Here is a 10280-nt window from a genome sequence, read left to right as displayed (position 1 = left end):
TGGTCAGGAGGTCCGGCCGCTTCCGCGTCCTGCACTCGCTCCCAACAAGAAGAACATTACTGATGTTCACCCCCCAGATGCAAATCGGGGGTGGAAGCCGGTCCAGCCGGCTCCCACCGCCACGTACAGCACCGTCCAGCAGACGCCTCTCGGCGAGTGGCCGCTCGGAGCGGCTGAGGTTGAGGCCCGGGGGTCTTGTACCGGACGGCATCAGGTGTAACCGGCCCGGTCCGCCACCTATTCCCGCACGCAGTCGAGCTCGAAGCCGGTCTGCTGGAAGACGAGCCGACCGTCCCGCAGCTCGAGCTCAGCCTGGGTGCTCGAAGCCATGAAGGTTGTGGCCGAGAGCGCGAAGAACCGCAGCGGCGGTTGCCCCTCGAACGTGACCTGCAGACCGCTCCCCCACACCTTCACCGCGAACCGCAGCCGATCACCCAGGCGGTAGTCGCCGGCGAGCTCGGCCAGCACCTCTGCTGCCGGTTCATCCGACAGCTCGGCCGCCGGCTGGTAGTCCTCCCACCCGTACGACGACGCCGCGGTCGCGAACGCCCGCATCGCGAGCCGGTAGCCGCTATCCGAGTTCGTCATGACAGCAGCGCCGTACCCAGTTGCCCGGTCGACGAGGAGGTTGCAGCGGAAGCCGAGGTTCCCACCGCTATGGCCGAAGAGCTGACCGGACGCGTTCAGGAACGGACCGATCCCGACGTGGGTCAGGCCGGCGATCGGACTATCCATCTGGATGACAGGTGTCAGCATCTGCCGCGCGAGCTCCGGTGAGACGAGCGCGCCGCGCGCCCCGGCGGACGCCTCCTGAACCCCGATCCCGAATCTGGCGAGATCGGTCGGGGTAGTCCACAGGCCCGCGGCAGCCAGCTCCGGGTACACGTGCCACCCGCCCTCAACCGATTCGCCGGCCTCGTCGTGGCCGATCGCGGATCTCCCGGCGAGACCGGGCGGTAGCGGTTGGGCAAACGCGCTGTCCGACATCCCCAGGGGTTCGAGAACCAACTCGCGCATGAGATCAGGAAACGGCGTACCGGTGACATCTTCGAGGAGCTGCTGGATGACCGTCGTACCGCCGCCTGAGTAGGCGAACTGTGCGCCTGGGATGCGCTCCACTCGTGGTCCGGCGGTGTTGCTCGGTGGAGCACCCGTGAGGATCTCGAGAGTCGTCGGCAACGAGGCGTCGGGGTGGTAGCCCGGGAACCCCGGGGTTGTCATCCCCGCGCTGTGGCTCGCCAACTGCCGCAACGTGACGACCGGTTGCCAAGCACGCGTCGGCGGCACCTGCCACGATGTCAGCCGGGTGTTGACGTCTTCGTCCAGCTCGAGCAACCCGCGATCCACCAGCCGCAGCATCGCGAACGCCGTGACCGGCTTGCTGATGGAGGCGGCCTGGAACAACGTCCCCGCCTCAACCGGCGCAGGCTTGCCTGCTTCGAGGACACCAGCCGTCCCGGTGTGTGCGATCTCGCCGTTCTCGATCACTGCCCAGCTCACGCCGGGCACCCGGAACTCCTCGCGATCCGCCTCGATACCGTCCCGCAGTACGTCCACGTTCCCCTCCTCGACGCCTCACCGGAACGCTACGCCGGATCGGGGGACTACCTCGACGGTTGCGGCGCGCTGCAGTCGATCTTCGGGTTAGCGCCGACGTAGTTCAGCGGGCCCGCCACCACGGTGACGAGGGTTGTGCCGATCTTGGCGCAGGTCGCATCGGAGCCGGAGAGATAACTCCGTTGGCCTGCTGCGGCGAGACCGATCAGCAACCACACGGCGACGATGATGGCGACGGTCCGGGAACCGGTCGTGGATGCTCGACGGGTGTGCATATCCACCTCCTGGGCTGGGCGAATCCCCGTGTGGAACGCCCTTCCAGTGCCCGTGCGGACCTGACCGAAAACGCTACCGCCGTCAACGTTGCGGGTCGGCCAGCTGCAGCCGGGCCAGAACGCGCGCGAGATCGCCAATGGCGACGTTGAGCTGCTTCAGCGCGGCCTGGTCGAGCGGGGGCGGCTGCTGCAGACCGAGGTTGGCCGCGAACCTGAGCTTGGCATCGGCCTCCGCGTCCCGCAGCGAGGTGTCGAGCGCCTCCTGCAGCTGCGGACTCGGCACCATCTCCGGTCTCTCGCGCCACTTGGTGACCGTGCGTGGCGAGATCCCGAGGTGCTCGGCGAAGGCCTCGTTGGTCAGCCGTAGCGCTGCCCGCAAGGCGTTCGCATGCCGTCCGGTCCATTCGTCGATGACTGTCATCGCTATCACTCTCCTGGGCGTTGATCACTCCTTGCAATCAGACTACGGCGATTGAGTGACCGTCGGAGTTCCTAATTTCTGCCCTGTGGATACCGGATGAGTTCCTGGTGAGGCCGACTGCCCGGGCGTTGACTTGGGCCATGGACGAGATCAGCGGTAGAACCGCGACGCTGCCGCGGAGATCCTCGCGGCGGCGGCATCTGAAGGTCGCCGGCGAGGCGGGAGCACGCCGTTTCCAGCTCGTGCGCCATGTCGACGTCTCCGGCGTCAGCGGGACCGGCGTCGTCGCCGAAGGCGTTGAGTGGACCGATGGTTCGGTGGCCCTGCACTGGGGCGGCCGGTACCCGACGACCACCGTCTGGGCCGACGGCATCGACGCTGTGCTCACGATCCACGGCCACAACGGCTCCACCACGATCCGCTGGCTGGACGAATGAGCACCCACCGACCCCGGCGCGGCGGGTCCCTGCAGACAGCCCGTCGCGCCGGCCTACTCCGAGTAGAACTGCTCGCGATACTCACCGCGAGCCGGGCGCTGCGGTTCGGCCTGCTCTACTTCGAGCAGATCATCAACCGCTGCTGTGAACTCCAACTCCGCGCGGCTCGGTTTCGGCTGTCCGACCGCCTCGGCCGAGGCCCGGCGTACCGGCAGGTCGTTCGCGGCCGCAGACAGCTCGGCGAGGGTGTCGAGCAGACCCACCGCGTTCTCGACATCCCCAGGATGATTGGCAAGCCACCAGACCGCGGCCGATCCGGGCGTCGCAAACACGTCGTCCTTCAGGTAGGCACGCTTGTCCTGCTCCATCCGGCGTTCGATCAAGGTCGTCTGCTCAAGGCGATGCAAAGCAGCAAGGTGTTGCAGGTGCTTGTGATCCGCATCAGGCAACCGCAACCGCACCTCGGTCGCCCAGCAACGCACCTGCCCCTTCTCATCCAGCGCCGGCTCCCCCAGGATCGCCGCAAGATGCTGCTGGTTGAGCGCCTCCTCAGTCACCTGCAACCCAACCGCCAACGCCCGCGCCCGCTTCAACAACGCATCAACCGCCACCGCCCCAAGATCCGCATGCCGCGACCCCGACAACACCGTCGACCACTGCACGACCGCCGAGAAGCTGAACTGGAAGTCCGCCGAAGCCGACGGCAACCGCACATCGACAACAGTCCGAGTCGGCGGCCCCGAAAACACCGGATCCGGCAGTACGACGGGCGCCGGCGCGGCCTGCACCTTCTGCACCACCGGCTTGGGCGGATCCGGCTGCTTCCACACCACCGCCAGCAACACCAGCAGCACCACACTGAGCACAACCGCCGCCCAAGCCGGCAAACCGACCACCAGCGACACGACGTACAAGACCACAACGATCGCGGCGGCCGTCAGAAGAGAGTTCCGATGGAGCTTCATGGTGGCGTTCCTTCACCGCGTCGGGCAGACGTCAGCAGAGCAGCCAATGCGCACCGGACGGCTTCCCCGTCCTCACGCCATCCAGGTCACCGGCAACCCAGACCACGGACCTCACCCCACGGCGAGCCCTCCCAAAGTCTCACATGCCCAACGGGCCGCGGCCGCCCGTCGCGTGTCGCTCACCTCGCCCCGCCCCCGACCGAATTCAGCGTCGGTGCCCGGCCGCCCACTCCACACGGCCGGGCATCGATTCAGCTCGGAGCAGCCGGAGGCGAGTCCGGCTGCTCCGACCACCTGACCACGACCAGCGACCGAGCTCCGGTGAACTTGTTCATCGGTCGTTGCCCACCGACCAGGCACGACCCGGCCTGGATCCGGCGTCGGAGTCACCGCTCGGCGGAGGGTCGGCGAGTGGTCGCAGCGTGGGCAGGTTGTACTCCTCGCGGAGTGCCTGGGCGACGATTGGGACGCCCGCCTGGTCGAACGCGTCCGCCAAGCTGTGAGCCGCAGGCCTGCGCGCAGGCTCCTCGAGTTTCTGAATCGCCTCGATCAGGTGCTGACTCTCAGCGGACACATCTGTCTCGCTCGCGCCGGTCGCCAGCCGGGACAGCTTCGTCAGGACCTCGGCGAGCTCGACTGCTCGTTCGACTGAACCGTCGTGCTGGGCCAGCCACCACACGACCGCCGAAGCCGGCGTCCGTAAGGCATCGTCGCGAAGGTATGAGCGGACCCGGTTCTCGTTCGCGGCGCCGACCTCCCACAACAGGCCGTGGCGATGAGCCTCGTCCATCTTGGCGAGATGCTGTTCGACTGCTTCCGGCAACCCCAACCGCAGAGCGGTCGCCCACACTTCCAGATCTCCCCCGTCCGCTGTTGCCGGACGACCGATCCGGGCGGCTAGCTCGTGTTGGGCCAGCGAGTACTGCGCCGGGCGCCACTTGGCGGTCACCTCCCGAGCCTGTTGGAGGACGAACTCGCGGGCGACGTCAGCGTGATAGCTCTCGACCTTCGCAGCCTGCCAATGCACGGTCGCCGACACATTGAGAAACACGGTCTCGTCCGCGGTCGGCAGTCCGCTCGTGGACAGTTCGGACTCGGAAGCCGCCGACACGTCGGCGAACAGCTGACCACCTGCCTTTCGGTACGCGACAACACATCCGATCGTCAGCACCACCGCCAGGACAGCTCCGAGCCAGCCGAGCACAACACTCAGCCAGACGACGAAGGCTGTCCACGGCACGAAGATGGCTGCGATGACGACAGCCCTGGGGTGAGTGATCATTGGCCGGCCTCCGACAAGGTAGGTGCTGCAGGTCGCCGGCCACGCCGGACGAGTTGTTCGATGCTCTGCACGGTTCGTAACCGCAGGGGATCGTCACTGCGGTACTCGAGCCAGTCGAGAGCCGTGTTGAACAGAGCGTCGAGAAGGTCAGGCTGGTGCGCGCAGACCATCGCGAGCAGCTGCTGTACGGCTTGTGCGTCCCCCGGCCGCTCCTCCCCCAGCGCCTCGGCGTGTGCCGTGAGCCAGGGCCGGAACAGCGCAGCGCGCCGCGATTGATCGGTCTCGGTCAACGCGCGATGCCAGCCGGCGACGATCCGCTCGACAGCTTCGGTTCCCAGGAACATCGGCAGCCCGGCCGGCGCGGCGACCGCCGCGAAGCCGGCCGGATCGAACCGCCATCGCTCCAGGACGTAGTCGATCACCTGCAGACGGCGCCTCGGCTCCGCTGCCAGTTGCCCCAGGCCCTCGCGGGCTGCGCGACGGACGCCGTACTCCGAATGCTCGGCGAGCCAGGCCAGCCGCACCACCGCTTGATCGAGATAGCGATCCGCCAAGATGTTGACGCAGGCGGCGACCACGATGGCGACCCTGCCGTCCGGAAGATGTGTGTCGCGCGTCCAGTTGTACAACAGCTGCCGAGCCGCCGACGCCGTTCCGTCATCGTCGAGAAGATCCTCGAGCAGGGTGTAAGCCGCGGAACGCTGTGATTGGTATCTGTCGCCGGACCAGTCCGTCACGAGGCGAAACGCAAGGTCTGTGTCGCGCGTCCTGCGGCATTGCGCACCAAAGCGGCGAGCGAGCGTCGCCATGTCGAAGCGATCGAGTGCACCGACTCCGGTCCGCACAAGCTCTCCGACCCAATCGGTCAGCGGGCCTCGGAGCCACGGCATATCGTCCCAGAAGTACCGCAGCACCTCGGCCGGCATCTCCTGATCCGCGAAATGGAGCCGCTGCCCGGGCTCCGGCGTCACCGACAGATCGAGGGTGATCGAGGCCAGCATCTGCTCGAGGCCTGGGACGTCGAGGGCGTGATCCGCGTCCTCCTCGGTGCCCCGGAGCAACCCGAGCAGGCGCTCGTGCGCGAGCGAGACGGTATGTGTCGACAATCCATGCAGAAGCGCCACGGTGAGAAGCAGCGCCCGCCCGCGCACGTCCTTCACCGACTGCACACACCGAGCGATCGTGTCGGCGCGTTTCTCGGCCGAGTCGAGAACCTCCGAGAGGAGGACGTCTACCGGGATCTCCGGGCGATCGCGCCGGGCATTGCGGACCTGGTAGACGATGCGAACCAGCCCCTCGATACTCGACGAGGCGAAGCTCTCGCGGTACGCCGACAGGTTCGTGGCCGTCAGACCCTCGGCAGCGAGCTGCCGCTGCAGGACCTCGAACATGTCCGGGCGACCGATCTTGACCTCGAAGGGCAGCAGGTCGACGTTCAACCGCTCGCCGTGCAGGTGCGGCAAGATCGTCACCAGCTTCGCCTGACGTTGCAGCAACGCAGACTGCAGTGCCTGCAGATAGTCCTGCAGTTCGCCGAACGCTTCACCATCGACGTCGGACAGGTCGAGCATCAGGCGATCGTCGTCACGAACGTCCGAACCTTCGAAGATCCGCCGCTCGGCCTCCGCTGCCGACTTCTCCAGGTCCGGTGCGACGAAGCGGACCGCTGTGCCGGGTGCCATCCCGGCCCGCAGCAGCATGAGGCCCGCCGTACTGCGGCCGGTGCCAACTGCCCCGCTGAGGATCACCAGTCCATCCCGATCGGCGAGGATGCCCGCCGCACGGTCGAACCCGGGAGGTGGCACGAAGCTCTTCCACCGCTGTTCGAGCTTGTCCTGACTGAAGTCCCACGTCCGTGGCTTCCGAGGCCGCTGCTCGTAGTACCGGATGTCGTTCAGTTGGTCACCGGTGCCGGTGTGGATCGGTCCCTTGCTGTCATTGACCTCCGTGCGCGGCGCCTCCGGTGGAGTGGAGTCGGCCGGAGCAGACGGACGCTCGGCATCGGGTTGTGCGGCCACCACCAGCTCAGTCATCGCTCACGTCCGTGGTACAGCGTGTTGTTCTGCGTCCCGCTCCCCGTGTAGATGGGTCCGCTGGATCCGTTGATCTGGACACCGAAGCCTCCCGCCGGCTGACTCGGTGCAGGCGGAGTCGTCGTACCGGCAGGTGTCTCTGGCCCACGCGCGGGCTTCAGGAAGCCCGCGCCGAGCAGGTATCCGGACGGCTTGGGCACCCGCAGGTAGGCCTGGCCCTGATACGTCTTCACCTCAGCGCCGGCCTCGACGTACAAGGACGCTGGATCGTCGGCGAAACGGGCGAGTACGGCGTCTTCGTACACCCGGCGCGAGATGATCGCGGCGACCTGCGTCACCTCGGGATCGGAGCCGTTGAGCAAGTGGCGGACAGGGTCGCTGTCGAGGAGACGGTGCAGCACCACGCGTTCGGCACCGCTGCCATCGCCGAGCTGGTTCTCGCCGGAATCGGCAATCGGGCCGACGTTGACACTCACCCGGAAGCGGATCGGGCCGTTCCAGAAGTGTGGGCGATAGCGGTTGCGGTGCTCGAGCTCTTCCTGCAAAGCGGTCAGGTACGGGTTCAGCAAGTGCGGCAGCAACTCGGGCGGCAGGACGATCGCATAGCCGTCGCCGGTGCCGTTGTGGGCGCTCTTCCGGGCCCAGATCCAGGCCAGGCCGGCGCGCTCGAAGGCCGACTGCATGATCTCGGGGATCAGCTTGGTCAGCTCCGTCTGGTCGCGTCCGGCATTGCCGCTGTAGTCCTTCATGTCGACGACCAGCAGGGCGCGGTACGGCGGGAGCTCGGAAACGCCGGTGTAGCGCGAATCCATCGGTGTGCTCATCGTGGTCTCCTCCGAACGGGTGGGTCCCTTCAGAGTCGACGAGATCGGCCGGGCAGATTGTCCGGAATCGGACAGCCGGGCGGTGATGCAGAACTCAGATGCGAAAAGCTTCGGCCAGCCGGTCGAGATCGGCGACGACGAGGTGCGGTCCTCGGGTCAGCGCGCCTGACGCCCGCAGCGTCGTGAGCTGGTCGGCGACCGTGCTGCGCGCGAGACCGAGTGCGCCGGCGAGCTCTTCCTGGGTGAACGGGACCCTTCGGGGGTCCGCTGCGGTGGCGGGCGCGAGGGCGACCGTGTCATGCAGCAAGCGGGCGATCCGGCGAAGTGCGGAGCGGTGGGCCAGATCGACCTGGCGCGAGACAGCTTGGTCGAACTTCGCAGTCACGTAGCGCTGGTACTCCTGGGCGAGGCCGTGCTTCGCGAGGAAGCGCTCGAACTGTGCGATGGACAGGTAGTGCGCCGTACACCGGTCCAAGGCCTCGACCGTCGCCGTCCGTCGGCCTTCGGCTCCGGCCAGTTCGCCGAGAAGCTGACCGGCGCCGCGGATCGTGAGCAGGAGCTGGGCGCCGTCTGCCGCAGAGGCAAGGAGTTTGACGCGGCCGTGATCGAGCGCGAGCAGGAAGCCGCCGGGATCGCCCTGGCGGAGGATCGGCTGCCCCGGACGGTAACTGCGCAGCGTTCCCTCGGCGAGCAGGAGTTGCCAGGCGGACGAACCAATCAGGTCCTGGAACGTCTGCGGCAGAGTCAATCCGATCACACTCCGTGCCTCACCAGCAGTGGAGACACAAGTTTCACACCGGCCGCGGGTGGCGACGCTTGCTCTGCGTGTCGGTCAGCCGGTGAGGGAGCGGAGGGCTCGGCGGGAGGGGGTGAGGAGGACTGGTTTGTAGGGGCAGCGGGCGTCGGTGAGGGTTTCGTAGGCGCTGATGGCTCGGGTGGCGGCGTCCCAGCCTTGTTCGGCGGGGGTGCGGCCTAGGCCTCGGTTGCGGACCAGGGCGCCGTAGAAGGCGGAGCAGAAGACGGTGGCTTCGTACCAGCCGACGACGGTGCTGGTGCCGATGTAGGTGATGTCGTCCTGGAGGCAGTCGCGGATGGCGCGTTGCCATTTGCCGATGCCGGTTTTGCAGCCGTCGGCGATGACTACGCCGCTGGAGATGCCCCACTGGCGGTCGAGGAACCAGTCGGCCAGGGAACGCAGGGAGACCTGGGTGCGGCCGTCGGTGGAGAGGAAGGAGGGCTCTTCGCTGTGGTCACCGTGTGCCATCACATGCAGGACGGTGGAGGGGGTGGTGAGGGCGGAGAAGGCGGTCTCGTGGTCGCGGGTGCGGACGAAGTTCACGTCGATGACGGGCTCGTCCCAGCCGGCGTTGATATTGCCGGTGATGCCCTGGACGAACGTCATCGAGGCGTCGAAGGAACTGTCGAGTCCGAGGTCCACCAGAGTGATCAGCCGATTGCGCATTCGCCCACCCTCCAACGCGTTTCGATCCCGCCCGGCCTCCATCATGGACCACGCTTCCGACAATTCGCGCCCCAGATACGGGTGCTGAGACAAGGGCCGGGCCGTACGGCGTACGGTCGGCTGAGGGCCGGATCCCGGGGTGGGTGCGGACGGTGAACGGCGTACCGTGGCCGGACAGTCGCTGCCGAGGAGGAGAACGATGAACCAGATCCCGACGGTCACGTTGAGTAACGGAACTGCGATGCCGCGGATCGGGCTGGGTACGTCGCCGATGAACGACGCGGAGGCCGAACGGGCGGTGAATCACGCGCTCGAGGTCGGCTACCGGCTGATCGACACGGCCGAGAACTACCGCAACGAAACCGGCGTCGGGCGGGCACTGCGACAGGCACCACGCGACGAGTTGTTCGTGACGTCGAAGTTCAACAAGCGCTGGCACAGCGTCGACGGTGTGCGGACTGCGTTCGAGGCGAGTGCGGAGAAACTTGGCGTCGACTACCTCGATCTGCTGCTGATCCACTGGCCGAATCCGGACCAGGATCAGTACGTCGACGCGTGGCAGGGGCTGATCGCATTGCGTGATGCCGGCCTGGTCAAAGCCATCGGTACGTCGAACTTCAAGCCGACCCATCTTCAGCGACTGATCGACGAGACCGGGGTCGCCCCAGAGGTCAACCAGGTCCAGCTGAGCCCGGTGTGGGCGAAGCCGGCCGAGCGCGAGTTCCACGCCAAGCACGGGATCGTGACCGAGGCCTGGAGCCCGCTGGGCAAGGGCACCGACCTGCTCGACAACCCCATCCTGCAGGAGATCGCGAAGGAACACGGCCGGACGCCCGGTCAGGTGGTTCTGCGGTGGGAGACACAACAGGACGTCGTACCGATCCCGAAGTCTGCCGACCGCGGCCGGCTCGCGGAGAACCTGGCGGTCTTCGACTTCGACCTCTCCCCTGTACAGCTCGCGGCCCTGACCGCCCTCGACGGGACGGCCAAGACTGCAGCAGATTCGGACCGCTTCGGTCACTAG

Annotated in this window: 11 protein-coding genes; 2 read left to right on the top strand and 9 right to left on the bottom strand. The window is 67.1% G+C overall.

Translation table 11 applies throughout. From position 1 onward, the window contains the following. Positions 1 to 237: 237 nt before the first annotated feature. From ABD231_RS23555 to ABD231_RS23545, 3 genes are all read right to left on the bottom strand, one after another. Positions 238 to 1557, bottom strand: a complete 1320-nt coding sequence (locus ABD231_RS23555) for a serine hydrolase domain-containing protein (protein WP_344155814.1) — start codon at positions 1555 to 1557, stop codon at positions 238 to 240. A 47-nt stretch (positions 1558 to 1604) separates the two neighbouring features. Beyond that, positions 1605 to 1832, bottom strand: coding sequence for a hypothetical protein (locus ABD231_RS23550; RefSeq protein ID WP_344155811.1), 228 nt, complete (start codon positions 1830 to 1832; stop codon positions 1605 to 1607). Positions 1833 to 1914: 82 nt separating this feature from the next. Further along, positions 1915 to 2253, bottom strand: a complete 339-nt coding sequence (locus ABD231_RS23545) for a helix-turn-helix domain-containing protein (RefSeq protein WP_344155808.1) — start codon at positions 2251 to 2253, stop codon at positions 1915 to 1917. Positions 2254 to 2393: 140 nt separating this feature from the next. On the opposite strand from ABD231_RS23545, the gene ABD231_RS23540 reads away from it, so the two are divergent. Then, positions 2394 to 2690 (top strand): hypothetical protein, encoded by a 297-nt coding sequence (locus tag ABD231_RS23540; protein ID WP_344155806.1) that lies wholly within the window; start codon positions 2394 to 2396, stop codon positions 2688 to 2690. Positions 2691 to 2743: 53 nt separating this feature from the next. Here ABD231_RS23540 and ABD231_RS23535 read toward each other — a convergent pair whose 3' ends face one another. From ABD231_RS23535 to ABD231_RS23510, 6 genes are all read right to left on the bottom strand, one after another. Beyond that, positions 2744 to 3655, bottom strand: coding sequence for a hypothetical protein (locus ABD231_RS23535; RefSeq protein WP_344155803.1), 912 nt, complete (start codon positions 3653 to 3655; stop codon positions 2744 to 2746). Positions 3656 to 3986: 331 nt separating this feature from the next. Continuing rightward, complete coding sequence (locus ABD231_RS23530) at positions 3987 to 4937, bottom strand: hypothetical protein (protein WP_344155800.1); 951 nt, start codon at positions 4935 to 4937, stop codon at positions 3987 to 3989. After that, a complete protein-coding gene (locus ABD231_RS23525; RefSeq protein WP_344155797.1) occupies positions 4934 to 6970 on the bottom strand; it encodes a P-loop NTPase family protein in 2037 nt (678 codons plus the stop codon). The genes ABD231_RS23530 and ABD231_RS23525 overlap by 4 nt, the downstream gene beginning before the upstream one ends. After that, entirely contained in the window at positions 6967 to 7794 is an 828-nt protein-coding gene (locus tag ABD231_RS23520) for a hypothetical protein (protein WP_344155794.1), read from the bottom strand. Before ABD231_RS23520 ends, ABD231_RS23525 begins: the two co-directional genes overlap by 4 nt. A 94-nt stretch (positions 7795 to 7888) precedes the next feature. After that, positions 7889 to 8551 (bottom strand): Crp/Fnr family transcriptional regulator, encoded by a 663-nt coding sequence (locus tag ABD231_RS23515; protein ID WP_344155791.1) that lies wholly within the window; start codon positions 8549 to 8551, stop codon positions 7889 to 7891. Positions 8552 to 8626: 75 nt separating this feature from the next. Further along, positions 8627 to 9256 (bottom strand): hypothetical protein, encoded by a 630-nt coding sequence (locus ABD231_RS23510; protein WP_344155788.1) that lies wholly within the window; start codon positions 9254 to 9256, stop codon positions 8627 to 8629. 199 nt (positions 9257 to 9455) lie between these two features. Here ABD231_RS23510 and ABD231_RS23505 point away from each other — a divergent pair, with 199 nt between their 5' ends. Further along, positions 9456 to 10280, top strand: a complete 825-nt coding sequence (locus tag ABD231_RS23505) for an aldo/keto reductase (protein WP_344155786.1) — start codon at positions 9456 to 9458, stop codon at positions 10278 to 10280.

The organism is Kribbella yunnanensis (genome assembly GCF_039529655.1).
GTDB lineage: Bacteria > Actinomycetota > Actinomycetes > Propionibacteriales > Kribbellaceae > Kribbella > Kribbella yunnanensis.
The sequence above is the reverse complement of the archived record's forward strand: the minus strand, read 5'-3'. Positions and strand labels throughout refer to the sequence as shown.

What these genes read in the sequence shown, in the direction of transcription:
- ABD231_RS23550 (WP_344155811.1), bottom strand. Translation starts at nt 1,832, where the DNA reads ATGCACACCCGTCGAGCATCCACGACCGGTTCCCGGACCGTCGCCATC.
- ABD231_RS23545 (WP_344155808.1), bottom strand. Translation starts at nt 2,253, where the DNA reads ATGACAGTCATCGACGAATGGACCGGACGGCATGCGAACGCCTTGCGG.
- ABD231_RS23540 (WP_344155806.1), top strand. Translation starts at nt 2,394, where the DNA reads ATGGACGAGATCAGCGGTAGAACCGCGACGCTGCCGCGGAGATCCTCG.
- ABD231_RS23535 (WP_344155803.1), bottom strand. Translation starts at nt 3,655, where the DNA reads ATGAAGCTCCATCGGAACTCTCTTCTGACGGCCGCCGCGATCGTTGTG.
- ABD231_RS23530 (WP_344155800.1), bottom strand. Translation starts at nt 4,937, where the DNA reads ATGATCACTCACCCCAGGGCTGTCGTCATCGCAGCCATCTTCGTGCCG.
- ABD231_RS23525 (WP_344155797.1), bottom strand. Translation starts at nt 6,970, where the DNA reads ATGACTGAGCTGGTGGTGGCCGCACAACCCGATGCCGAGCGTCCGTCT.
- ABD231_RS23520 (WP_344155794.1), bottom strand. Translation starts at nt 7,794, where the DNA reads ATGAGCACACCGATGGATTCGCGCTACACCGGCGTTTCCGAGCTCCCG.
- ABD231_RS23510 (WP_344155788.1), bottom strand. Translation starts at nt 9,256, where the DNA reads ATGCGCAATCGGCTGATCACTCTGGTGGACCTCGGACTCGACAGTTCC.
- ABD231_RS23505 (WP_344155786.1), top strand. Translation starts at nt 9,456, where the DNA reads ATGAACCAGATCCCGACGGTCACGTTGAGTAACGGAACTGCGATGCCG.